Here is a 24,785-nt window from a genome sequence, read left to right as displayed (position 1 = left end):
TGTGATGTTCACCCGCATTCCTGAAGGAAATGCCCGGCATTGTGCGCTACGGGGTACATCCTTTAGCTATTCTTATCAAACACCCTAACTGGAACCCGACAGATGATGACAACTCTCGAAATGCCATCTGCACTTTCCAGTTCGCAGCGCCGCTGCCAGGTTCTGTTGATGCTCTATGTGCCAGGATTTCGCGCTACCCTGGAACGCATCGGTGAAATCAATGGTGTCGATGATGCCCTCTGCCGGCAGGATATCGACGAGATGCGCATGGAGATCCAGCGCTATCACCAGCTCGACATTGCGACACAGCATGATGGCTGCTACCTGCTTGAAGGTAGCCACCTGAACCAACGTTTATGCCTGCTGCACTGGTTGCGCCGGGCGTTACGCCTCTGCCCCCACTTCATCGCGCAGCAGTTTACCCCATCTCTGAAGATCGCGCTAAAACAGCTCGGCATCGCCCGCACTTTATATGACGATACCAATCTGCGGGCACTGATTAATTTTTGCTCGCGCCGTCTGCAGCGTCAGTTCGAATGCCGGGATACGCAGTTTTTGCAGCTCTATCTGCAGTACTGCCTGCTCCAGCACCATCTGGGCCTGAGCCCCGAGTTTTCAGTGGTTCAGCGCAACTGGACCCAGTCGCGCAATGAATACCTGATGGCGCAGGAGATTGTGCGTCACTGGCAGCGTCGCGTGGCGCAGGTCCCCCACGCTGATGAACAACCCTTTCTGGCGCTGCTGTTTATGATGCTCCGCACACCCGATCCCCTGCGCGATGCGCACCAGGAAGATGACCGTCTGCGCCGCACGATTGCCCGTATGGTTGCCCGCTTTCGTGGACAAACCGGGATGCAGTTCAGCGACGAACAAGGGCTGATCGATCAGCTTTATGTTCATATTGCGCAAGCCCTGGACCGCTCACTGTTTGGTATCGGCATTGACAACAGCCTGCCTGAGGAGATCCACCGTCTCTATCCCCGCCTGATGCGTACCACCCGGGAGGTGCTGTTCGAGCTGGAAGCGGAGTTTGGCCTGCAGTTCTCTGAGGAGGAGTCGAGCCTGGTGGCGGTGATCTTTGGCGCCTGGCTGATGCAGGAGAGCGATCTGCATGAAAAGCAGGTGGTGTTACTGACCGGGGAAGATAAAGCCTGCGAGGAGCTGATTGAACAGCAACTGCGGGAGTTGACCCTGCTGCCGCTGAACATTCGCTATGTGACGTTACAGTCCTTCCAGAAGGAGGGCGCCCCGCGCGAGGCCGCCCTGGTGGTTACACCCTATACCACCGCCCTGCCCCTGTTCTCGCCGCCGCTCATCCATGCCGTCGAGGCATTGAATGCGCAGCAGCAGGAACATATTCGGGCCATGCTGGAATCTTAGTGCGCTGCCACTCGCGGACGCAGCAGTACCGCGGGCAGCGCCACCAGCGCCATTACCCAGAAGACCCCGTGACCAAGATGCTGGTAAAGGAAGCCGGCAAAGACAGTCATGATCGCAATACTGCCGCCCATCGCCACGGCGGAGTAGACCGCCTGCAGACGGATCACATCGCTGCCTTTACGCGCCGAGATATAGCGCATCGCCGCCAGGTGGCATACCGTGAATGTTCCGCAATGCAGGATCTGCGCGACAATCAGCCACGGTAACTCGGTGGTCCAGCCCATGATCCCCCAGCGGGCAATGCCGCAAATGGCAGAGAGCAGGAGCAGATCCCGGGCACCAAAGCGGCGGAACAGCCGGTTACTGAGGGCAAAGATGATCACTTCCGCCACCACACCCAGCGACCAGAGATAACCCACGGCAGACGCTGAATACCCGGCGCCCTGCCAGTAGATAGCGCTGAAGCCATAATAGGCGGCATGCGCCCCTTGCAGCAGACAGACGCAGGCCAGGAAACGCCAGCTCTGGGCGACCAGCGAGCGCCATGCTGGCCAGCCTGCACTCTCCTGCTGACGGCTCTCGCCCTGCGGCATCACCGACGGGCGCAGCAGCATGCCGAGCAGCATCGACAGGATCCCGATACTCAACAGGGCCAGAATAGCCCGGTAGTCATACAGGCTGACGAGCTTACCCACCAGCGCCGAGCCAATCACAAAGGCAATCGACCCCCACAGCCGCACCCGGCCATAGTCCATGGTGATCTGCTTCTGCCAGGTATTGGCCAGCGCATCGGTCAGCGGCACCAGCGGCGAGAAGAAGAGGTTAAAGCCCACCATCACCACCACCAGCCAGGCAAACTGCTGGCTGACCCAGAAACCGGCCAAAAACACCAGGGTGAGCAGCGCCAGCACGCGCACGGCTTTGATTAAAAGAGAGGGATCGCTGACGCGCGGCGCAATTAGCAGACTACCGAGAAAACGCGCCACCAGGCCCGAGCCAAGCAGAATGCCAATCATCTCCGGGGTGAGGCCAATTCCCTTGAGCCAGACGCTCCAGAAAGGCAGAAAAATACCGTAGCTAAAAAAGTAGGTGAAGTAGCTGAGCGCCAGCCAGCGTGTGGAATGCAAAACCATGAATCCCTCCCGTTTTGGAGGCGATAGTCTGGCGGTAAAAACAGGCTGGCGCAAGCGGGTATTAACAGTTGATTAACAGGTGCTGGCGATGCTCGCGACGAAAATCTCCACCGTGCTGTCGCTTTCATCCCTGCCACGGCTGCTCGTGGATAAGGAAAAAGCGCTCCTGCAACCCGCCGCCCCGCGGGTTACTGCGGTAGCGACAGATCATCGGCACCGGTTATTTATTGGTGGAAGATACACCGGAGGCAGGCTAACGGGCACATGCCGCAGTCAGGCAAATTTAAATCACCCTAATGCCTGATTTATGAGGAAAACCTGAATGGCGGGGCGGCATTTTGTGTATTAGCTTTAAGATAAATGCCCTGCATAGCGAGCCTGCCATGAACAGTTTACGGTATTTCGATTTTGGTCAGTCCCGGGCGCTGATTCTGTTGATCGCCCGTCTCGCCCTCATCCTGCTGTTTATTATATTCGGTGTGCCAAAGATGTTCGGTTTCGACGGCACGGTGCAATACATGGCGAAGCTGGGCGCCCCGATGCCGATGCTGGCGGCCATCGTGGCGGTGATCATGGAAGTGCCCGCCGCCATTCTGATCGTGTTCGGCTTTTTTACCCGCCCGCTGGCAGTGCTGTTTGTCTTTTATACCCTGGGTACGGCGGTGATTGGTCACCACTACTGGGATATGAGTGGCGATGCGGTAATGCCGAATATGATTAACTTCTTTAAGAACATCAGTATTGCTGGCGGTTTTCTGCTGCTGGCGGTTGCCGGGCCAGGCGCTATCTCTATCGACCGGCGTTAGCCATAAAAAAAGGCCGCATACGCGGCCTTTATTCTGCGGGGCAGACTTATGCGTAAACCGGGAAGCGCGCGCAGATATCCAGCACTTTGGCTTTCACGCGTTCGATAACGGCTTCGTCATTGATGTTGTCCAGCACGTCACACATCCAGCCAGCCAGCTCTTTCACTTCCGCTTCTTTAAAGCCGCGGCGAGTAACAGCCGGAGAACCGATACGGATACCGGAGGTCACGAACGGACTCTTCGGATCGTTTGGTACGCTGTTTTTGTTGACGGTGATGTTGGCGCGGCCCAGGGCAGCGTCAGCTTCTTTACCGGTCAGGTTTTTATCAACCAGATCCAGCAGGAACAGGTGGTTTTCAGTCCCGCCGGAGACCACTTTGTAGCCACGATTCAGGAACACTTCCACCATCGCTTTGGCGTTCTTAGCAACCTGCTGCTGGTAAACTTTGAACTCAGGCTCCATCGCTTCTTTCAGCGCCACAGCTTTCGCCGCGATCACGTGCATCAGCGGGCCGCCCTGCGCGCTTGGGAAGACTGCGGAGTTCAGTTTTTTATACAGCTCTTCGTCACCGCCCTTCGCCAGGATCAGGCCACCGCGTGGACCCGCCAGGGTTTTGTGGGTGGTAGTGGTAACGACGTGCGCGTGTGGAACCGGGTTCGGGTAAACACCTGCGGCAATCAGACCGGCAACGTGCGCCATGTCCACGAACAGGTAAGCACCGATGCTGTCGGCGATTTCACGCATTTTTGCCCAGTCAACCACACCGGAGTAAGCAGAGAAGCCACCGATGATCATCTTCGGCTTGTGCTCTTTGGCCTGCTTCGCCATGTCTTCGTAGTCGATTTTACCGGACTCATCGATACCGTAAGGGATGATGTTGTACAGCTTGCCGGAGAAGTTAACCGGGGAGCCGTGAGTCAGGTGGCCGCCCTGCGCTAGGTTCATACCCAGCACGGTATCGCCCGGCTGCAGCAGCGCGGTGTAAACAGCGAAGTTAGCCTGAGAGCCAGAGTGCGGCTGGACGTTCGCGTAGTCTGCGCCAAACAGCTCTTTAGCACGGTCAATCGCCAGCTGTTCAACGATATCAACGTACTCGCAACCGCCGTAGTAGCGCTTGCCCGGGTAACCTTCAGCGTATTTGTTGGTCAGCTGAGAACCCTGCGCCTGCATAACGCGCGGGCTGGTGTAGTTTTCGGAGGCGATCAGTTCGATGTGCTCTTCCTGACGTACTTTTTCCTGCTCCATAGCCTGCCACAGTTCGGCATCATAATCGGCAATGTTCATTTCACGCTTTAACATCCGCATCTCCTGACTCAGCTAACAAGTAAATTTTTGCCTGAAAAAAGGCGGTCCAGTTGGACGACGGGCAACAGTATAACTGATTAGCAGAGTGATAACAGGTCTTGACAAACGATTTTACGCAAACGTTTACCTACCCGCCACGCAAGGGTTTGAGGAATAACGCACTCCCCTTGTAAAGCGGATTTCTTTTCAGGTTTGTGATGCAGCTAATTCATGTTGCAAAGAACCATTTACAACGCAGGGTTATTTTCTATAAGATGCATATAAAATACATCATTAAAGTAACATTTGAAGGAAGCTGCTATGTTAGACGCCCAAACCATCGCTACCGTTAAAGCCACTATTCCCCTGCTGGTCGAAACAGGTCCTAAACTCACCGCCCATTTCTACGATCGCATGTTCGCGCACAACCCGGAGCTTAAAGAGATTTTCAACATGAGCAACCAGCGTAACGGCGATCAGCGTGAAGCGTTGTTTAACGCCATCGCCGCCTACGCCAGCAACATTGAGAATCTGCCGGCGCTGCTGCCAGCGGTGGAAAAAATCGCCCAGAAACACACCAGCTTCCAGATCAAACCGGAGCAGTACAACATCGTTGGCAGTCACCTGCTGGCTACCCTGGATGAGATGTTCAGCCCGGGTCAGGAAGTGCTGGATGCGTGGGGCAAAGCCTACGGCGTGCTGGCTAACGTCTTTATCAACCGGGAAGCAGAGATTTACAGTGAGCACGCCAGTAAGAATGGCGGCTGGGAAGGCACCCGCGCCTTCCGTATCGTAGAAAAAACCCCGCGCAGCGCGCTTATCACCAGCTTTGAATTCGAGCCAGTCGACGGCAAGCCGGTTGCCGACTACCAGCCGGGCCAGTATCTGGGCGTGTGGCTGAAGCCGGAAGGCTTCCCGCATCAGGAGATCCGTCAGTACTCCCTGACCCGCAAGCCAAACGGCAAAGGCTATCGTATTGCGGTGAAACGCGAAGAAGGCGGTCAGGTTTCTACCTGGCTGCATGACAAAGCCAACGTCGGTGATGTGGTGCATCTGGCAGCGCCAGCAGGCGATTTCTTTATGGCGGTGGAATCTACTACGCCGGTGACGCTGATCTCTGCCGGGGTCGGTCAGACCCCAATGCTGGCGATGCTGGATACGCTGGCGAAATCGCAGCATAACGCGCAGGTAAACTGGTTCCATGCGGCTGAAAATGGCGATGTGCATGCGTTTGACGATGAGGTTAAAACCATTGCCGCCGATCTGGCGAACTTTAATGCGCACACCTGGTATCGTCAGCCGAGCGACAACGATCGTGCCCTGGCGCTGTTTGGCAGCGAAGGCCTGATGAATTTAGGCCACTATAAAGCGCTGTTCAGCGCCCCGGATATGCAGTTCTATGTCTGTGGTCCGGTGGTGTTTATGCAGTTTGCCGCCCAGCAACTCCTTGAGCTGGGCGTGAACAAAGACAACATTCACTACGAATGTTTCGGCCCGCATAAAGTGCTGTAATGCAAAAGCCCCTCCGAAGAGGGGCTTTTTTTTGCCTGGCGGTGCTGCGCTTGTGCAGGCCGACGGGTTGTACAGGCCGGGTACGTGCTGCGCCACCCGGCAAAGTTTTAGATCGCTGCGTCGTCTTCTTCGCCAGTACGGATACGGATCACGCGCGCCACGTCAAAGACGAAGATCTTGCCGTCACCAATTTTGCCGGTCTGCGCCGTGCGGATGATGGTATCCACACAGGTTTCAACGATGTCGTCAGACACCACGATTTCAATTTTTACCTTCGGCAGGAAATCGACCATGTATTCCGCGCCACGGTACAGTTCAGTGTGGCCCTTCTGACGCCCAAAGCCTTTCACCTCTGTCACCGTCATGCCGGTGATGCCTACTTCTGCCAGCGCTTCACGTACATCATCCAGTTTGAAAGGTTTAATAATCGCATCAATCTTTTTCATGGTGGTCCTTAAACTTATGCCTGTCAGCTGCCTCGTAATCGGTTGCTCACAGTATCATATTCAGGCGGAATTTAGGGTATCACTCTTTAAAATCGTTTGCTTCCAGCTCGTGGCGCGACAGCAGCTTATAGAACTCGGTGCGGTTGCGCCCGGCCATGCGAGCGGCATGGGTCACGTTGCCTTTGGTGATCTGCAGCAACTTACGCAGATAGTTAAGTTCAAACTGGTTGCGGGCCTCGACGAAGGTCGGCAGGGCGGTGTTTTCCCCCTCCAGCGCCTGCTCTACCAACGCATCGCTGATGACCGGCGAGGAGGTGAGCGCCACGCACTGCTCAATCACGTTCACCAGCTGGCGCACGTTGCCGGGCCAACTGGCGGTCATCAGCCGCTTCATCGCGTCGGTGGAGAACGCCCGCACAAAAGGCTTATGCCGCTCGGCAGACTGGCGCAACAGCTGGGTAGCCAGCAGCGGAATATCTTCCGCCCGCTCAGCCAGCGCCGGGATCTTCAGGTTGACTACATTGAGGCGATAGAAGAGGTCCTCGCGGAACTCGTTGCGCGCCATTGCCTTAGGCAGATCCCGGTGGGTAGCCGAGATAATGCGCACATTGATGTCGATATCGCGGTTACTGCCGAGCGGCCTGACCTTCCGCTCCTGCAAAACGCGCAGCAGTTTGACCTGCAGAGGCGCAGGCATATCGCCAATTTCATCGAGGAACAACGTACCGCCTTCCGCGGCCTGGAACAGCCCTTCCCGGCTGCTGACCGCGCCTGTAAAGGCCCCACGCGCATGACCAAACAGCTCTGACTCCAGCAGTTGCTCGGGCAGTGCCCCACAGTTGATGGCAATAAAGGCATTTTTGCCGCGCGGACTGGCGTTGTGAATGGCCTGGGCGAGGATCTCTTTCCCGGTGCCGCTCTGGCCGTTAATCAGTACGCTGACATCGGATTGCGCCACCATCCGCGCCTGCTCCAGCAGCCGCAGCATGATCGGGCTGCGGGTAACAATCGACTCCCGCCACGTCTCATCGCCGGACGGTGCGGCATGCTCCAGCGCATCATCGATCGCTTTGTAGAGCGCGTCCTTGTCCACCGGCTTGGTAAGGAAGCTAAAGACCCCCTGCTGGGTGGCCGCAACTGCATCCGGGATCGAGCCGTGGGCGGTGAGGATAATCACCGGCATGCCGGGCTGCAGCTTCTGGATCTCGGTAAACAGCTGCATGCCGTCCATTTCATCCATCCGCAGATCGCTGATGACCAGATCGATTTTCTCGCGCCCCAGCACCTTCAGCCCTTCCTGACCGCTTTCGGCGGTCACCACACTGTAGCCCTCGCTCACCAGACGCATGCCCAGCAGCTTCAGCAAGCCAGGGTCGTCATCCACCAGCAAAAGATGCGCAGGTTTTCGGCTTGTCATGGCTTTCCGTCCTCTTGTTTCGGGGTCTCCGCCGCGTCGCTATCAACGGGGGATGTCGCACTCTTCGGCGCATCTGGCAGATAGTTACTGACCGGCTTACGGGTGGAGAGCTGCCGTTCAATATCGGTCAGGTTTTCCAGCTTCCGGGTGGTGGTATCCAGCTGCGTGCGTAAATATTGCTGCTGCTGGCGCAGGGTATCCAGTTCGCCGTCGGTCGTCTGCTGTAGTTTGCCGTAGCGGGAACGCTCCTCTGCCAGCTGCAGCTGCAGCACCTGCCCATGTCGCCACAGTTGATACAGCGGGCGTACCTGGGCGGGGATCTGCGGGCTTAGTGCATCCAGCCGGGTGGTCAACGTTCGCCGCTCCACCGGGTTAATTTTGGCATTCGCCAGCAGGATGCCGCGTTTAAAGCTCTCCTGCCAGGTGTCATCGGTCCATCCGCGCACCTCTGCACGCGCGGCGACGGGTGAGAGGCGATCCGCGCAGTCCATGCCGCGCAGCCAGTAGAGCGGGTTACTGTCGGTCTCTTTACCGTGCAGCTGCCAGATATTATTGCAGTCGGTAGAAAGGAAATCTGCCAGCTGATGTTCAGGCAATTTTTCATCCTGCTTGTCGCTGATAGCGGGGACCGGCGCATGGGTGACGCATCCGGCCAACAGCAGGCAGGGAAGGCTCAGGCGGATAAAGTGGCCGGAAAATACCGCGCTAATGGCGCGGGAAAAGACGTGTGACATACTCACCAGACTTAGATTCATTTCAGTGATTTTTCCGACTCAAGCGGCAGTTCGATGCGAAAACAGACATCGGTACGGTCGTCAGTGACAAGATTAAGCTCTCCCTGCATACGACGAATACAGTCGCGGGCGATGCTCAACCCCAGACCGCTTCCCTTAACCGCCCCTTTGCGCTGATGGCTACCCTGGTAAAAGGGTTCGAAGATCATCGCTTTTTCATCGTCGGGGATCGGGTTTCCGGTGTTGGCCACATCGATACAGACTCGCGAGCCGCGCGTAAAACTGCGAATATAAATGGTACCGGATTCAATGCCATAGTGCACCGCGTTGGAATAAAGATTATCCAGCACGCTCATCAGCAGCATGGGTTCGGCTAAACAGGCGGGCGTCGAAAGTGCCAGCTCAGTATGCATCATTTTAGCGCGTGCAGGCAGGCTGTGAGCGGAGAGCACCATATCTACCAGCGGCGCCAGCTCTACCCGTTCCAGCTCGGGCATGCCGTCGGCCAGTTTTCGGTTGTAGTCGAGCAACTGCTCAATCAGCTTTTGCAGATTACGGCTGCTGGCATCGAGGATCTCTACAATCTCTCCCTGCTCCGGTGTCAGCGGCCCGGCCACCTCGTCAGCCAGCAGTTCGGTGCCCTCACGCATACTGGCGAGAGGGGTTTTCAGTTCGTGGGAGATATGGCGTAAAAACTGGTGGCGCTGGGATTCGAGCCACGCCAGCCGCTCTGAGAGCCAGATGATGCGTTGCCCAACCGAGCGTAGCTCGCGCGGGCCGGTAAAGACCACGGTATTGCCCAGCGAGCGCCCTTCCCCCAGTCGGTTAATCATCCGCTCGATACCTTTGACCGGGCCGATGATCATACGGGTAAAGAGCAGGACCAGCCCCAGGCTGACCAGAAACAGCACCAGCGCCTGCCAGCCAAAGAACTGGCCGCGCTCGGCAATTTCCTGCTGAAGCTGTTGCCCGCGGGAGAAGATCACCGCCCGGGTCGCCTGCACCATCTCGGCGTTCGCATTGGCGAAAGCCTCCAGCTTTAACGCAGCCAGCGCATCGGGGCCACTATTGAGACACTGGAGCTGCGACAGGGCATTGATATCCTGGCGTAAGGCCTGGTAAAGCTTATCGTCCGGTAACACGCCGGCATGGGCGTCGAGCATTTCGCTGTAGCGCTTACGCTGATTCTGGTACACCCGCGCCAGGGTTTGATCGTCAAGCACGCAATACTGCCGGTAGCTGCGTTCCATCTCCAGCGCGGCATTGGTCATCGCCTCGCTGCGGCGGGCATCAATCAGGGTGGTCCGGTTGGTAAGCGCCGCCTGGGCGCTGAGGGCGTTCAGGCTTTGCCATGCCTGCCATGCAAGCACCAGCAGAGGCAGCAGGATCAGCAGAAATGCCATCATAACTAACTGTCGCAAGGAGCGAGGGAAAACAGGCCAGCGTTTCAACGCATTACTCTCTGTTGCGAGGGGGTAAGAGGATGCTAGCTGGACAACCCTTCAGATACAACAAAGCCGGGTTAAAAACCCGGCTTTGTTGTGGAATGAGGCGGTGCCTAACTCGACGTTTCGCCCTGGGTCTGATAAAGCAACGCTATGATCAGTAGTTGGACGGCAGGCACCTTTTTGTGCGTCATTCGAAGTTTATGTAGCACGTCCCGAAGGGGCTGACATAAGAAGGTGAATGAGCCACTGGTTATTATTATGCAACAGATGTGCCATATTGCAAATAAAAATATTAAATCGTTAATTTATATAAGATTTTATAACCTTATACGGTAATTGCGGGTGGAATGATTTTCAGGCTATCTGTCGCTTATCAGCAACACCCTGGCAGGGTTATTAGTCGTTCTATTAAAATCAATAGGTTATGTGTCGCTATTTGGCGACACTGAAAAACAGGGGTTGTCGCATATTTGCGACACCAGGAAATAGCCAGCAGAACACGACGCGATGCTTTCGCCCTGCCCTCTTTCTTTTAGAGAGAAGACAAACAAAAACGGCAACCGAAGTTGCCGTTCTGAACTTAACCCAACTGCTTACGCGCGTTGCGGAAGATACGCATCCACGGGCTATCCTCGCCCCAGTTCTCCGGGTGCCAGGAGTTGCTGACGGTGCGGAACACGCGCTCAGGGTGCGGCATCATTACCGTGACGCGACCGCTCTCGCTGGTAACGGCGGTGATCCCGTTGGCAGAGCCGTTCGGGTTCGCCGGGTAGGTCTGCGTGACTTTACCGAAGTTATCGACAAAGCGCAGCGCCACCAGGCCTTTACTCTCCAGCTCCGCCAGATGCGCGGCGTTACGCACTTCAACTTGCCCTTCACCGTGAGATACCGCGATTGGCATCTGGGATCCCACCATCCCCTGCAGCAGCAGAGACGGGCTTTGGGTCACTTCCACCAGGCTGAAACGCGCTTCGAAGCGGTCGGACTGGTTACGCACAAAGCGCGGCCAGGCTTCACTACCCGGGATCAGCTCACGCAGGTTCGACATCATCTGGCAGCCGTTACAGACGCCCAGCGCCAGGGTCTGCGGACGGTGGAAGAAGGCTTCGAACTCGTCGCGAACGCGGTCGTTGAAGAGAATGGATTTCGCCCAGCCTTCGCCCGCGCCCAGGACGTCACCGTATGAGAAGCCGCCGCACGCCACCAGCGCCTGGAAATCGGCCAGACCGGTACGCCCTGCCAGCAGGTCACTCATGTGTACGTCGATGGCATCAAAGCCCGCACGGTGGAAGGCTGCCGCCATCTCAACGTGGGAGTTAACGCCCTGCTCGCGCAGAACGGCGACTTTCGGACGCGCCCCCCTGGCAATATACGGCGCAGCGATGTCTTCGTTGATGTCGAACGAGAGCTTCACGTTCAGGCCCGGATCATTGTCGTTGGCTTTCGCCTCGTGCTCCTGATCGGCGCATGCCGGGTTGTCACGCAGACGCTGCATCTGCCAGGTGGTCTCTGCCCACCACATGCGCAACTTGGAGCGGCTTTCGGCAAAGACGGCCTGACCATTGGCTTCGATGACAAAGCGATCTCCGGTCACCGCTTTACCCAGATAGTGTACGCAGTCGGCCAGACCATGCTGTGCCAGCAGCGCTTCCACTGCCTCGCGTTCGGCTGCAGGCACCTGAATCACGGCACCCAGCTCTTCGTTAAACAGCGCCGCCAGACGATCGTCGCCCAGGCTGGCAATGTTGGCTTCTACGCCGCAGTGGCCGGTAAAGGCCATCTCTGCCAGGGTCACCAGCAGACCACCATCAGAACGGTCGTGGTAGGCCAGCAGTTTGCGTTGGGCAACCAGCGCCTGAATGGCGTCGTAGAAGCCCTTCAGCTGCGCCACGTCGCGCACGTCGGCAGCCTTGTCCCCCAGTTGGCGATAAACCTGCGCCAGCGCGGTGGCGCCCAGTGCGTTGTGGCCTTTACCGAGATCAATCAGCAGCAATGCGTTGTCTTCGGTAGAGAGTCGCGGGGTGATGGTATGACGAACATCTTCCACGCGGGCGAAGGCGGTGATCACCAGCGACAGCGGCGACGTCATCTCGCGCTGCTCGCTGCCTTCCTGCCAGCGGGTTTTCATCGACATGGAGTCTTTACCCACCGGAATAGTCAGGCCCAGCGCCGGACACAACTCTTCACCTACCGCTTTCACCGCTTCGTACAGCCCGGCGTCTTCGCCCGGGTGACCCGCTGCGGCCATCCAGTTGGCGGAGAGCTTGATGCGTTTGATGTCGCCGATCTGGGTAGCGGCGATGTTGGTCAGCGCTTCACCTACGGCCAGACGGGCAGAGGCCGCGAAGTCCAGCAGAGCAACCGGGGAGCGTTCGCCCAGCGCCATCGCTTCACCATAATAACTGTCGAGACTGGCGGTGGTCACCGCGCAGTTCGCTACCGGTACCTGCCACGGGCCAACCATCTGGTCGCGGGCAACCATGCCGGTTACGGTGCGGTCGCCGATGGTAACGAGGAAGGTTTTTTCTGCCACAGCCGGCAGATGCAGAACGCGGTTTACCGCCTCGGCAACCGTCACACCTTGCAGGTCGAGGGCTTTGCCGCTCGCTTTGCGGGTCTGTACGTCGCGGGTCATCTTCGGCGTTTTGCCCAGCAGCACGTCCAGCGGCAGGTCAATCGGCTGGTTGTCGAAGTGAGTATCGCTCAGGGAGAGGTGCATCTCTTCGGTGGCTTCACCGATTACCGCGTACGGGGCGCGCTCGCGGCGGCACAGTTCATCGAACAGCGGCAACTGATCCGGGGCAACGGCCAGCACGTAGCGTTCCTGAGATTCGTTACACCAGATCTCCAGCGGGCTCATGCCTGGCTCATCGCTCAGGATGTCGCGCAGGTTAAAGCGGCCGCCGCGGTTGCCATCGCTCACCAGCTCCGGCATGGCGTTGGAGAGACCACCCGCGCCCACGTCGTGAATAAACAGGATCGGGTTAGCGTCGCCCAACTGCCAGCAGCGGTCGATCACTTCCTGGCAGCGGCGCTCCATCTCCGGGTTGTCGCGCTGTACGGAGGCAAAATCGAGATCCGCATCAGACTGACCAGATGCCATCGACGATGCCGCTCCGCCGCCAAGACCGATGTTCATCGCCGGGCCGCCCAGGACGATTAGCTTCGCACCGACGACGATTTCGCCTTTCTGTACGTGATCGGCGCGGATGTTGCCGATTCCGCCTGCCAGCATGATCGGTTTGTGGTAGCCGCGCAGCTCTTCACCGTTGTGGCTGTCCACTTTCTCTTCGTAGGTACGGAAGTAACCGTTCAGGGCCGGACGGCCAAATTCGTTGTTAAACGCTGCGCCACCTAATGGGCCGTCGGTCATGATATCCAGCGCGGTAACTATGCGCTCTGGTTTGCCAAAGTCCTCTTCCCACGGCTGTTCAAAGCCCGGGATACGCAGGTTGGAAACGGAAAAGCCCACCAGACCCGCTTTGGGTTTTGCCCCACGGCCGGTGGCGCCTTCGTCACGGATTTCGCCGCCGGAACCGGTCGCCGCACCCGGCCATGGCGAAATCGCCGTCGGGTGGTTGTGTGTTTCAACCTTCATCAGGATGTGCGCAGGCTCCTGATGGAAGTCATAGCGCCCTGCTTCGCGATCGGCGAAGAAGCGGCCCACCTCGGAACCTTCCATCACCGCGGCGTTGTCTTTATAGGCAGACAGCACGTGGTCAGGGGTTTTTTCCATGGTGTTTTTGATCATTTTGAACAGCGACTTCGGCTGCTGCTCACCGTCGATAACCCAGTCGGCGTTAAAAATCTTGTGGCGGCAGTGCTCGGAGTTAGCCTGCGCGAACATATAGAGTTCGATATCGTTCGGGTTGCGGTTCAGCTTAACGAAAGCATCCTGCAGATAATCAATTTCATCGTCGGCCAGCGCCAGGCCCAGACGCAGGTTGGCGTCAATCAGCGCCTGACGGCCTTCACCCAGCAGGTCCACGCTCTGAACTGGCGCAGGCTGGTGGTGAGAGAAGAGTTGCTGCGCATCATCCAGAGAGGCAAACACGCTCTCCATCATGCGGTCGTGCAATTCGCTTGCCACAACGGCCCACTGGGCGTCGGTCAGGGTGGAGGCTTCAACGTAATACGCCACGCCGCGTTCCAGACGATCAATCTGGCTCAGACCACAGTTGCGGGCGATGTCGGTTGCTTTAGAAGACCAGGGGGAGATGGTGCCCGGACGAGGCGTAACCAGCAGAAGTTTACCGTTCGGGGTATGGCTGCTCAGGCTTGGGCCGTACTTCAGCAGGCGCTCAAGGCGAACTAAATCCTCTGCCGTTAAGGGAGCATTCAGGTCAGCAAAATGGACATACTCAGCGTAAATATTGCTTACCGGAAGGTCGGCCGCCTGAAAACGTGCCAGCAGTTTGTTGATACGGAAGGCAGACAGTGCAGGCGAACCACGCAGAATTTCCATCATAAGTCTCTCGTCTTCGAAGCGCCGGAGGCGCTTACAGTGTGCGCAAGGGGGGAAAACGGGCGCCATTATAGTGGATCCTGCGCGCCGACGAAACCGTTTGCGTCGTAATAAAATCGTCGCCGCCATTTAAGCCTTTCCCGCTAATAAGTTGCCAAGTGGCGTAACTTTACGCAAAATGCCGCGAAATCTTTGGTAATACTTGTTTTTACTGTGGCGACAACAAACCAAAATAATAGACTGCTCATAGAATCAACTTATTGAAAAAATTAAAGATTAATTATCTGTTCATCGGCATAGTTACCTTGCTGCTGGCAGCGGCCCTTTGGCCTTCAATCCCCTGGTTCAGCAAGGCCGACAATCGCATTGCCGCCATTCAGGCGCGGGGGGAGCTGCGCGTCAGTACTATCTCTTCGCCGTTGACCTACACCGCGATCAACAACAAAGTGATTGGCCTGGACTACGAGCTGGCGCAGCACTTTGCTGACTACCTGGGCGTAAAGCTCAAAATGACCGTGCGCCAGAACATCAGCCAGCTGTTTGACGATCTGGACAACGGCGATGCCGATATGCTGGCCGCCGGGCTGGTCTATAACAGCGAGCGCAGTAAAAACTATCAACCAGGCCCCACTTTTTACTCCGTCTCGCAGCAGCTGGTCTATCGCGTCGGCAGCCTGCGTCCGCGCTCTCTTGCCAGCCTCACGGCTGACCAGCTCACCATTGCCCCCGGGCATGTGGTGATTGACGATCTGCGGGCATTGAAAGAGAAAAAGTATCCCGACCTTAACTGGAGGGTGGATGAGAAGCTGGGCACCACGGCGCTGCTGGGGCTGGTCGCCGACGGTAAACTGCCCTACACCATCGCGGACTCGGTAGCCATCAGCCTGTTCCAGCGTGTTCACCCGGAACTGGCGGTGGCGCTGGATGTCACTGACGAGCAGCCCGTCACCTGGTTCAGCCCCCTCGATGCCGACCAGACGCTCTCCGCCGCGATGCTCGATTTCTTCAACGGAATGAATGAGGACGGCACCCTGGCGCGTCTGGAGGAGAAATACCTCGGTCATGGCGATGACTTTGACTATGTAGATACCCGCAGCTTCCTGCGGGCGGTAGATAATGTCCTGCCGGATCTCAAGCCGCTGTTTGAGAAGTACGCTCAGGAGATCGACTGGCGCCTGCTGGCAGCCATCTCGTATCAGGAATCACACTGGGATGCCCTCGCCACCTCGCCCACTGGCGTGCGCGGCCTGATGATGCTGACCAAAAATACCGCCCAGAGCCTGGGTCTCACCGACCGTACCGATGCCGAACAGAGCATCAGCGGCGGCGCGCGCTACCTGCAGGATATGATGGATAAGGTGCCGGAGACGGTGCCGGAAGAGGAGCGGATCTGGTTTGCGCTGGCGGCCTACAACATGGGATATGCCCATATGATCGACGCCCGCGCCCTGACGGCAAAAACCAAAGGCAATGCCGATAGCTGGTCAGACGTCAAACAGCGACTGCCGCTGCTGAGCCAGAAGCCGTATTACAGCAAGTTAACCTATGGCTATGCGCGCGGCCACGAGGCCTACGCCTACGTGGAAAATATCCGTAAATACCAGATTAGCCTGGTGGGGTATCTGATGGAGAAAGAGAGAGAGGCGCAGGCAACACAGCAGCTGGCGCAAAGTTATCCGGTGGTGTCGCCGGATGAACTTACTCGCCCGATAACTTCAATTCTGCCTTTTGTCGCTTTTTCTGCTGACGCCGCATTCGAAAGAACTCACTTAGCATCTCCGAACACGCTGGTGCCAGCACCCCACCCATCACATTGACCTGATGGTTCATGCCGGGATGGCGGAGCACGTCCAGCAGCGAACCTGCCGCACCGGTTTTTTCATCTGACGCGCCATACACCACCGTGCCGATCCGGCTGTGGATCATGGCACCGGAGCACATGACGCAAGGTTCGAGGGTGACATAGAGCGTGGTGTCCAGCAGGCGGTAGTTTTGCAGCACCAGTCCACCCTGGCGCAGGGCCATGATTTCGGCATGGGCGGTGGGATCGTGACGTCCAATCGGGCGATTCCAGCCTTCGCCAATCGCCTGGTTATTGTGGACCAGCACGGCGCCCACCGGGACTTCACCCTCTTCCCAGGCACGTTTGGCAAGCTGGAGCGCATGGCGCATCCAGTATTCATGATTGAGTTCAAGGTCGGACAACGCAGCATACTCCAGTCTGAAAAGCGGGCGCATTATACACACCCGCTATGCATAATCACACACTCATTCCAGTTGCTGAAGTTCGCCGAGGGGCGTGACGCGCCAGCGGTGCTGGCAGAAGTAAAGGAGGGGGTTGTCCTGCTTACTGTCGCTGTAGCCGCTGTAGAGCCGCAGCGGGGTGCCAATTTTCTTCTCCAGCTGCACCACCTTTTCGTGGCCGAGGCAGCGCATGGTCAGCACCCAGCCACCGTACGCGCGCCCCATCTGAGTGGCAATCAGGTTGACGCGCGGCAGCCAGGGGGTATCGAAATAGACCTGCTCGACCAGCGACTGCGGCGAGCCGGTAATCAGCCAGATATCGGCATCGTTGGCATTCAGGTAGTTGGTTAACCGCTCCTGCACCACCGGGAAGGCGGTGACATGTCCACGAAACCAGCTGACAAACTCTTTCTCCAGCTGTTTGAGCCGCGCTTCGCTGTGGCCGAAGGTGCAGCCCCACAGCAGCAGGCTCATCGGCCAGCGGGCGGCGCGGCCTTTAACCAGCAACGCCCCGCCGATAATGGGTAACAGGGGCAACACGAGCAAAGCATTCAGGGGCTGTCGGCGCAGCAAATAGCGCATAAAGGTGCCGAACATATCCTGCTGATGCAGCGTTCCGTCCAGATCAAAAAAGACTACGCGACGCTCGTGATTGGCCAAACCTTACTCCTCTGGATCATTAAACCCTAACAGCCAGGTAAACAGGAACCCGGCGATCACCGCTACCAAATAGCCTAACAGATAGAGCATGACTTTTCCGGTAACGATGGTTAATGCCAGCGGTAATCCAGAAATACCGAAGGTGATAACGGTTGCCACTTTCCAGTAACTAATGAGCGCCCCGCCGATCGCGCCCCCCAGACAGGCGCCGATAAATGGCTTGCCCAGCGGCAGGGTGACACCGAAGATCAGCGGTTCACCGATCCCCAACAGCCCGACCGGCAGCGCCCCTTTGATCACCTTTTTCAGGCGTTCATTACGGGTTTTCATCAGCACCGCAATCGCCGCGCCGATCTGCCCGACACCGGCCATCGCCAGAATAGGCAGCAGCGCGTTGTAACCATGGGCCTGTACCAGCTCAACGTGGATAGGCACCAGGCCCTGGTGTAAGCCGGTCAATACCAGCGGCAGGAAGGTGCCGGACAGTACCCCGCCCACCAGGAATCCCCCGCGATCGATAGCCCAGGAAGCGCCGTGGGCGATAGATTCCGAGATCACGCCACCCAACGGTTGGAGGGCGATGATTGCAACGCTGCCAGTGATTAAGGTTGTCAGCAGCGGATTAAAAATCAGCTCCAGCGAGCCAGGCAGAACACTGCGAAGCCTTTTCTCAATCCAGCACATCAATACTACCACCAGCAGAACGGCGATCACCCCGCCCCGCCCCGGCTGCAGCGCTTCACCAAACAGGGTGATTTGCGCCAACTGCGGGCTGGAAAGGATCCCCGCCATAACCCCACCCATCGCCAGCGAGCCGCCAAACACTTTGGCGGTGTTCACCCCCACCAGAATGTTCATGATGGCAAAGACCGCGCTGCCGAAGATGCCGAGGATCCCCAGCAGGTTGGGATAGTGGGTCGCGAAGTCGCCAACAATGTCCGGGCGTTTGAGGATATTGATAATCCCGGTGATCAGCCCCGAGGCAATAAAAGCCGGGATAAGCGGAATAAAGACGTTTGCCAGCTGGCGCAGCGCGTCGCTCATCGGCGCTTTATATTTGGCCTTCGCCTGCGCTTTAGTGCGCTCGGCGTCATCAATCACCGCTCCGCCCATCAGCGAACGCATGGCGTCCACCACCTGCGCGGCCTTTCCAGGGCCGACGATCAGCTGGTGTTGCTCCCCCTGCTTCACATAGCCGCTGACGCCGGGCAGTTTTTTCAGCCGCGCCAGATCGAGTTTGTTATCATCCTGAACTTCCACCCGCACCCGCGTCATGCAGTTTTCCAGACGCAGAATATTGTTCTCTCCGCCGATACCCGCAAGGATATCGCTGGCGAGGGCTACTGTTTTTTCCATGTATGCCTCTTTAGTTCTCTAATGCCGCACGTAAGAATCCCTGATGCGCGTCAAGTCTGGCGCGCGCCGCAGCGGCATCCAGCCCGCTTAAGATCATCAGAATGGCCGGTTTAACGTCATACCCGGTCTGTTTCAACACCTCTTCCGCCTCTTCACGGGAGGTGCCGGTAGCTTCCACCACCATGCGGCACGCCCTGTCGATGAGCTTCACGTTAGTGGCTTTCATGTCCACCATCAGGTTCTGATAGACCTTGCCGAATTTCACCATCGCGCCGGTAGAGATCATGTTCAGCACCAGCTTTTGCGCGGTGCCGGATTTCAGGCGGGTGGAGCCGGTTAAGGCTTCCGGGCCGACAACGGGCGAGATGGCGATCGACGCAATCTGGGCAATCGGTGAGCCAGGATTACAGGAGATCGCCACGGTGGTGCAGCCGATCTGGTTCGCAAATGCCAGGCCGCCAATCACGTACGGCGTGCGTCCGGAGGCCGCCAGCCCGACCACCAGATCCTGCGCAGTCAGGTTGAGTGCTTTGAGATCGTCTTCACCGAGCTGTTGACTGTCCTCGGCCCCTTCCACCGCCTTCAGTAATGCCCCCGGACCACCGGCAATCAGGCCGATGACCAGGCCGTGCGGTACACCAAAGGTTGGTGGACATTCTGAAGCATCCAGCACCCCCAGACGCCCGCTGGTGCCCGCGCCCATGTAGATGATGCGTCCGCCCGCTTTCAGTGCGGCGGCGGCGGCATCGACGGCTTTCGCCACCTCAGGTAATGTTTCTTTCACTGCCTGCGCGACCAGCGTATCCTGTTGGTTAAAGCGATTAACCAGGTCAAGCGTGGAGAGCGCATCGAGATCCAGGGTTTGTGGATTGCGGGATTCTGATACCAGTGAGCCGAGATTCATTTTTTTGTGCCTCAAGAATTTTTAATTCATAATAGTCGCATTATAATGGAATATAAAATTCATTCAGGCGAGCAGAATTCGCATTTGCTGCACTCATCACATTTCGCCAGGAGTCCTTATGAACTGTTTAATTCGTATCCGCCAGCGATACGCGGGTTTTGCCCAGAGTGATAAAAAACTGGCGGACTTTTTGCTCACCCAGCCCGATCGTGCCCGCCACTTAAGTTCCCAGCAGCTGGCAAGCGAGGCGGGAGTGAGTCAGTCCAGCGTGGTCAAATTCGCGCAAAAAATTGGGTTTAAAGGTTTTCCGGCGCTGAAGCTGGCGCTGAGCGAAGCCCTGGCCAGCAATCCGAATCCGCAATCCATGCCGGTGCACAACCAGATCCGCGGCGATGATCCGATGCGTCTGGTGGGCGAAAAGCTGATCAAGGAGAAGGTCGCGGCGATGCACGCCACGCTTGACGTCAACAGTGAAGAGAAGCTGCTGGAAAGCGTCGCCATGCTGCACGCGGCACGGCGGGTGATCCTCACCGGGATCGGGGCGTCGGGGCTGGTGGCGCGAAACTTTGGCTGGAAGTTGAACAAGATCGGCCTGATAGCCATCGTTGAGCAGGATATGCATGCCCTGCTGGCGACCGTGCAGGCGATGGCGCCTGATGATTTGTTGCTGGCGATCTCCTATTCCGGCGAACGTCGGGAGATTAATCTTGCCGCCGATGAAGCCCTGCGCGTAGGCGGGAAAATCCTGGCTATCACCGGCTTTACGCCTAATGCACTGCAGCAGCGGGCTACGCGTTGTCTGTACACTATTGCCGAAGAGCAGGCCACCCGCAGCGCGGCGATCTCCTCTACCAGCGCGCAGATGATGCTCACCGACCTGCTGTTTATGGCCCTGGTCCAGCAGGATCTGGAGCGCGCCCCGGAACGCATACGTCACAGCGAAGCGCTGGTAAAAAAACTGGTTTGAGCAGGGAATGAGCGTATAATGCCCGCCCTGTTTGTGTTGTTTCTGAGAATTTCCTGATGGCGCTGTTAATCACCAAAAAATGCATCAATTGCGATATGTGCGAACCTGAATGCCCGAACCAGGCCATTTCGATGGGGGACACCATTTATGAGATTAACAGCGACCGCTGCACCGAATGCATTGGCCATTACGAGACGCCAACCTGCCAGAAGGTGTGCCCAATCCCCAATACCATCCTGAAAGATCCGGCACATTCTGAATCCGAAGAGCAGTTATGGGACAAGTTCGTCCTGATGCACCACGCGGATAAGATTTAACTTTCGATAATCACCGTGGCGCAGGCGTAATGACGTTCATCCGCCAGCGTGACGTGCATATGCGCCACACCGAGCTTTTCTGCCAGCGCTAATGCCTCGCCCCACAGCCTAAGGCGCGGTTTGCCCAACTCATCGTTAAACACTTCGAACTGATTAAACGCCAGGCCATTGCGGATCCCGGTGCCGAAAGCTTTCGCCGCCGCCTCCTTCACCGCAAAACGCTTGGCCAGAAAACGCACCGGCTGCTGGTGCGTTTCCCAGATGGCCCACTCGTTATCGCTGAGCACCCGGCGGGCAAGGCGATCGCCGCTACGGGTAATCACCGCTTCGATACGGGCGATTTCAACGATATCCGTGCCTAAGCCGAGGATGGCCATTACTTGCGGGCTTCCTGCATCAGACGTTTCATCTCGGCCACCGCCTCTTTCAGGCCGCTCATCACTGCACGTCCAATAATGGCATGACCAATGTTCAGCTCGTGCATCTCCGGGATCGCGGCAATGGCTTTGACGTTATGGTACGTCAGGCCGTGACCGGCATTGACCTTGAGGCCAAGACCCGCAGCATAGGCAGCGGCTCTGGCAATGCGATCCAGCTCTTTTGCCTGGGTCGCTTCGTCTTCGGCATCGGCATAGCAGCCGGTATGGATTTCAATGTACGGCGCACCCACGTCTGCGGCGGCTTTGATCTGCGCTTCATCAGCATCGATAAAAAGCGATACCAGGATCCCGGCATCGGCCAGGCGTTTGCAGGCATCACGCATCTTGTCCAGCTGACCGGCCACGTCCAGCCCGCCTTCAGTGGTCACTTCCTGGCGCTTTTCCGGCACCAGGCAGCAGAAGTGCGGTTTGGTCTCAACGGCGATGGCCAGCATCTCTTCGGTGACGGCCATCTCCAGATTCATGCGGGTGTCCAGCGTCTGGCGCAGAACACGTACGTCACGATCGGTAATATGGCGACGGTCTTCGCGCAGATGCACGGTAATGCCATCGGCACCTGCCTGCTCAGCAATGAATGCCGCCTGAACCGGATCAGGATAGGCCGTACCGCGCGCGTTGCGCAGGGTGGCAATGTGATCAATGTTGATGCCTAACAGTAATTCAGCCATGACAATCCTCGGTTTTATTTTGGTTCGTTTCCCCTCGCCCTGGCCCTCTCTCACTGGGTGAAGGCTGGAGCCGGGGTGTACTCAATACGTTAACGCTTCGGTATAAACTGCCGAAATAATTCGCGGCTCTTAAGGGGCTTGCCACCAAGATACGGCTTGAGCGCAATACGGGTAAAGCGTTTTGCCGCCCGCAGGGTGCTGGCGTCGGGAAACTCGCGTTCTGCCAGCGCCCGTAGATCCCGTCCGGTGAAGGTGCTGTTATCAATGACGACGCTGGCAATAAAGCCCTTCTCTTCGCGATAGCGGTAGGTCATGGTGTCTTCGACCGGATCGCCGCTGCCTGCACAGTGCATAAAATCGACGCCATACCCCAGATGCCCAAGCAACGCCAGCTCGAAGCGACGCAGCACAGGTTCGGGCGAGCCGGTAACACCCGCCAGCGCCTGGATACAGTGCAGATAATCGAAAAAGAGTTCAGAGAAGCGGGTCTCATGTTCAAGAACGCGCGTAATCAGCTCGTTCACATACAGACCGCTGTACAGCGTAATACCAGAGAGGGGGAGCGCCAGAGAAACGGCTTCGGCACTGCGCAGGGTTTTGACTTCCCCGCGCCCACTGAAGCGCACCAGCAGTGGGGTGAAGGGTTGTAGCGTACCCTTCAGGTTAGAACGTTTGGAACGTGCGCCTTTAGCAACAAGGCGCACGCGGCCTGATTCTTCCGTGAAGACGTCCAGCATCAGGCTGGTTTCGCTCCAGGGACGACTATGCAGTACAAATGCACGCTGCCAGCCTTCCATCATACTCGTCGTCTTTCAGGTTGCAGGCGCGTTGGCTGCGTCCGTTCACCCCAGCCAGTGAGTGGATTAAGCTCCCGGGGATTCGCGGCCATGCCGCGTGACTCAGCCTCCGGCCTCGCTCCTTCGGAGCCAGTGTAAGCGCTGTTCAAAACACGTTGTGTTTTGTCCTGCACCTCGAAAGCCATAGAGTGTGAAACGCTATACGTCGTCGCCGTAACCAAGACTGCGCAGTGCGCGCTCGTCATCGGCCCAGCCAGATTTCACTTTTACCCACAGTTCCAGGTGAACCGGGGCTTCAAACATCTCTTGCATGTCCTTACGGGCTTCAATACCGATGGTTTTGATTTTGGCACCTTTGTTGCCAATCACCATCTTCTTCTGCCCTTCGCGCTCAACGAGGATCAGCCCGTTGATGTCATAGCCGCCGCGCTCGTTGCTCTGGAAACGTTCGATTTCCACGGTCACAGAGTACGGCAGTTCAGCGCCGAGGAAACGCATCAGCTTTTCACGGATGATTTCAGACGCCATAAAGCGCTGAGAACGGTCAGTGATGTAATCTTCCGGGAAGTGATGAATCGCTTCTGGCAGATGCTTACGCACGATGCCCGCGATGGTATCGACGTTCAGACCGGTCTCGGCAGAGAGCGGAACGATATCGAGGAAGTTCATCTGGCTACCCAGCCACTGCAGATGCGGCAGCAGATCGGCTTTTTCCTGCACGTTATCAACTTTGTTGACCGCGAGGATCACCGGCGTTTTACCGTCGCGCAGCTTGTTCAGCACCATCTCGTCGTCCGGCGTCCAGCGGGTGCCTTCGACCACGAAAATGACCAGCTCAACGTCACCGATAGAGCTGCTCGCCGCCTTGTTCATCAGACGGTTAATGGCGCGTTTTTCTTCCATGTGCAGACCCGGGGTATCGACATAAATAGCCTGATACGCCCCTTCGGTATGGATACCGACAATACGGTGACGGGTGGTCTGCGCCTTGCGGGAAGTGATGGAAATCTTCTGTCCCAGCAGATTATTCAGCAGGGTTGACTTGCCTACGTTCGGACGGCCGACGATAGCAACAAAACCGCAGTAACTCTTTTCTTCGCTCATTCCAGCTCCAGCATTTTTAACGCCTGTTCGGCGGCAGCCTGTTCCGCCTTGCGACGGCTTGAACCTGTGCCAACCACCGGTTCACTCAGGCCACTGACCTGGCAATGGATGGTAAATTCCTGATCGTGTGCTTCGCCACGAACCTGCACCACCAGATAAGATGGCAACGGCAGATGGCGACCCTGCAAATACTCCTGCAAACGAGTCTTTGGATCTTTCTGTTTATCACCCGGGCTGATTTCATCCAGACGCGACTGATACCAGTTCAGGATCAGCTGCTCAACCGTCTGGATATCGCTGTCGAGGAAAACGCCACCGATTAACGCTTCGACGGTATCCGCGAGAATAGATTCACGACGGAAGCCGCCGCTTTTCAGTTCGCCAGGCCCGAGTCGCAGGCACTCACCCAGTTCAAATTCACGGGCAATTTCGGCAAGCGTATTGCCACGTACCAGCGTTGCGCGCATGCGACTCATATCACCTTCGTCCACGCGCGGGAAGCGATGATAAAGCGCATTCGCAATAACAAAACTTAAAATGGAGTCGCCCAGGAATTCGAGTCTCTCATTATGTTTGCTGCTGGCACTGCGATGGGTTAATGCCTGTTGCAACAACTCCTGATGCTGAAAAGTGTAGCCCAGCTTCCGTTGAAGCCGATTAATTACGATGGGGTTCATGCGATACCAATAGAATAAATGCGTC

General features: G+C 57.2%; 22 protein-coding genes. 6 read left to right on the top strand and 16 right to left on the bottom strand.

What is annotated here, in order from left to right:
* Positions 1-102 precede the first annotated feature (102 nt).
* Positions 103-1,380 (top strand): stationary phase inducible protein CsiE, encoded by a 1,278-nt coding sequence (csiE, locus tag ACF8PE_RS02630; protein ID WP_077226726.1) that lies wholly within the window; start codon positions 103-105, stop codon positions 1,378-1,380.
* Here csiE and ACF8PE_RS02625 read toward each other — a convergent pair.
* The gene (locus ACF8PE_RS02625) at positions 1,377-2,513 is read right to left on the bottom strand and encodes a 3-phenylpropionate MFS transporter (protein ID WP_077226727.1); all 1,137 of its coding nucleotides are present in this window, start codon (positions 2,511-2,513) and stop codon (positions 1,377-1,379) included. The two genes, csiE and ACF8PE_RS02625, sit on opposite strands and share 4 nt — an antisense overlap.
* Before the next feature lie 383 nt (positions 2,514-2,896).
* Between ACF8PE_RS02625 and ACF8PE_RS02620 the strand changes: the two genes are divergently transcribed.
* On the top strand, positions 2,897-3,319 hold the full coding sequence (locus tag ACF8PE_RS02620; protein WP_270734828.1) for a DoxX family protein: 423 nt from the start codon (positions 2,897-2,899) through the stop codon (positions 3,317-3,319).
* Between the two features lie 46 nt (positions 3,320-3,365).
* Here ACF8PE_RS02620 and glyA read toward each other — a convergent pair whose 3' ends face one another.
* The gene (gene glyA, locus ACF8PE_RS02615; RefSeq protein ID WP_032613146.1) at positions 3,366-4,619 is read right to left on the bottom strand and encodes a serine hydroxymethyltransferase; all 1,254 of its coding nucleotides are present in this window, start codon (positions 4,617-4,619) and stop codon (positions 3,366-3,368) included.
* A 306-nt stretch (positions 4,620-4,925) separates the two neighbouring features.
* Here glyA and hmpA point away from each other — a divergent pair, with 306 nt between their 5' ends.
* Entirely contained in the window at positions 4,926-6,116 is a 1,191-nt protein-coding gene (gene hmpA, locus ACF8PE_RS02610; protein ID WP_032613148.1) for an NO-inducible flavohemoprotein, read from the top strand.
* A gap of 107 nt (positions 6,117-6,223) precedes the next feature.
* Here the strand turns inward: hmpA and glnB are convergent, their stop codons facing one another.
* From glnB to purL, 5 genes are all read right to left on the bottom strand, one after another.
* Positions 6,224-6,562, bottom strand: coding sequence for a nitrogen regulatory protein P-II (glnB, locus tag ACF8PE_RS02605; RefSeq protein ID WP_032613150.1), 339 nt, complete (start codon positions 6,560-6,562; stop codon positions 6,224-6,226).
* Positions 6,563-6,641: 79 nt separating this feature from the next.
* Positions 6,642-7,979, bottom strand: coding sequence for a two-component system response regulator GlrR (gene glrR, locus ACF8PE_RS02600; protein ID WP_059307392.1), 1,338 nt, complete (start codon positions 7,977-7,979; stop codon positions 6,642-6,644).
* Positions 7,976-8,734 carry a two-component system QseEF-associated lipoprotein QseG gene (gene qseG / locus ACF8PE_RS02595; protein ID WP_077226729.1) on the bottom strand — a complete coding sequence of 253 codons (759 nt, stop codon included), beginning with the start codon at positions 8,732-8,734 and terminating at the stop codon, positions 7,976-7,978. The genes glrR and qseG overlap by 4 nt, the downstream gene beginning before the upstream one ends.
* Positions 8,731-10,164, bottom strand: a complete 1,434-nt coding sequence (qseE, locus tag ACF8PE_RS02590) for a two component system sensor histidine kinase QseE/GlrK (protein WP_032613156.1) — start codon at positions 10,162-10,164, stop codon at positions 8,731-8,733. Before qseE ends, qseG begins: the two co-directional genes overlap by 4 nt.
* Before the next feature lie 577 nt (positions 10,165-10,741).
* Positions 10,742-14,629, bottom strand: coding sequence for a phosphoribosylformylglycinamidine synthase (purL, locus tag ACF8PE_RS02585; RefSeq protein WP_392494510.1), 3,888 nt, complete (start codon positions 14,627-14,629; stop codon positions 10,742-10,744).
* Between the two features lie 257 nt (positions 14,630-14,886).
* Between purL and mltF the strand changes: the two genes are divergently transcribed.
* Entirely contained in the window at positions 14,887-16,443 is a 1,557-nt protein-coding gene (gene mltF / locus ACF8PE_RS02580; RefSeq protein ID WP_144836714.1) for a membrane-bound lytic murein transglycosylase MltF, read from the top strand.
* Here the strand turns inward: mltF and tadA are convergent.
* Genes tadA through murQ form a run of 4 tightly spaced genes read right to left on the bottom strand, consistent with a single transcriptional unit; the run spans position 16,325 to position 19,790 of the window.
* The gene (gene tadA / locus ACF8PE_RS02575) at positions 16,325-16,864 is read right to left on the bottom strand and encodes a tRNA adenosine(34) deaminase TadA (RefSeq protein ID WP_150872070.1); all 540 of its coding nucleotides are present in this window, start codon (positions 16,862-16,864) and stop codon (positions 16,325-16,327) included. The two genes, mltF and tadA, sit on opposite strands and share 119 nt — an antisense overlap.
* Before the next feature lie 30 nt (positions 16,865-16,894).
* Positions 16,895-17,530, bottom strand: a complete 636-nt coding sequence (gene yfhb / locus ACF8PE_RS02570) for a phosphatidylglycerophosphatase C (RefSeq protein ID WP_032613162.1) — start codon at positions 17,528-17,530, stop codon at positions 16,895-16,897.
* Positions 17,531-17,533: 3 nt separating this feature from the next.
* Entirely contained in the window at positions 17,534-18,886 is a 1,353-nt protein-coding gene (locus tag ACF8PE_RS02565) for a PTS transporter subunit EIIC (protein WP_103793078.1), read from the bottom strand.
* Between the two features lie 10 nt (positions 18,887-18,896).
* Positions 18,897-19,790: an N-acetylmuramic acid 6-phosphate etherase gene (gene murQ / locus ACF8PE_RS02560; RefSeq protein ID WP_032613166.1), complete on the bottom strand. Its 894-nt coding sequence runs from the start codon at positions 19,788-19,790 to the stop codon at positions 18,897-18,899.
* A gap of 118 nt (positions 19,791-19,908) precedes the next feature.
* Here murQ and ACF8PE_RS02555 point away from each other — a divergent pair, with 118 nt between their 5' ends.
* Together ACF8PE_RS02555 and ACF8PE_RS02550 are read left to right on the top strand one after the other, a co-directional pair.
* Positions 19,909-20,757: a MurR/RpiR family transcriptional regulator gene (locus ACF8PE_RS02555; protein ID WP_032613168.1), complete on the top strand. Its 849-nt coding sequence runs from the start codon at positions 19,909-19,911 to the stop codon at positions 20,755-20,757.
* 56 nt (positions 20,758-20,813) lie between these two features.
* Complete coding sequence (locus tag ACF8PE_RS02550; protein ID WP_032613169.1) at positions 20,814-21,074, top strand: YfhL family 4Fe-4S dicluster ferredoxin; 261 nt, start codon at positions 20,814-20,816, stop codon at positions 21,072-21,074.
* Here the strand turns inward: ACF8PE_RS02550 and acpS are convergent.
* The 5 genes from acpS to rnc all read right to left on the bottom strand — a co-directional run bounded on the left by acpS (position 21,071) and on the right by rnc (position 24,760).
* Positions 21,071-21,451, bottom strand: coding sequence for a holo-ACP synthase (gene acpS / locus ACF8PE_RS02545; RefSeq protein ID WP_077226732.1), 381 nt, complete (start codon positions 21,449-21,451; stop codon positions 21,071-21,073). The two genes, ACF8PE_RS02550 and acpS, sit on opposite strands and share 4 nt — an antisense overlap.
* On the bottom strand, positions 21,451-22,182 hold the full coding sequence (pdxJ, locus tag ACF8PE_RS02540; protein ID WP_150872081.1) for a pyridoxine 5'-phosphate synthase: 732 nt from the start codon (positions 22,180-22,182) through the stop codon (positions 21,451-21,453). Before pdxJ ends, acpS begins: the two co-directional genes overlap by 1 nt.
* Before the next feature lie 89 nt (positions 22,183-22,271).
* Positions 22,272-22,979 carry a DNA repair protein RecO gene (recO, locus tag ACF8PE_RS02535; protein ID WP_032613220.1) on the bottom strand — a complete coding sequence of 236 codons (708 nt, stop codon included), beginning with the start codon at positions 22,977-22,979 and terminating at the stop codon, positions 22,272-22,274.
* 198 nt (positions 22,980-23,177) lie between these two features.
* A complete protein-coding gene (gene era, locus ACF8PE_RS02530; RefSeq protein ID WP_032613173.1) occupies positions 23,178-24,083 on the bottom strand; it encodes a GTPase Era in 906 nt (301 codons plus the stop codon).
* A complete protein-coding gene (gene rnc, locus ACF8PE_RS02525; protein WP_032613175.1) occupies positions 24,080-24,760 on the bottom strand; it encodes a ribonuclease III in 681 nt (226 codons plus the stop codon). The genes era and rnc overlap by 4 nt, the downstream gene beginning before the upstream one ends.
* Positions 24,761-24,785: the final 25 nt, after the last annotated feature.

Origin of the sequence: Leclercia sp. GLN_9 (assembly GCF_043105735.1) — a bacterium.
In the GTDB taxonomy this organism is placed as follows: domain Bacteria; phylum Pseudomonadota; class Gammaproteobacteria; order Enterobacterales; family Enterobacteriaceae; genus Enterobacter; species Enterobacter adecarboxylatus.
This window is presented reverse-complemented; position numbering and strand designations above follow the sequence as displayed.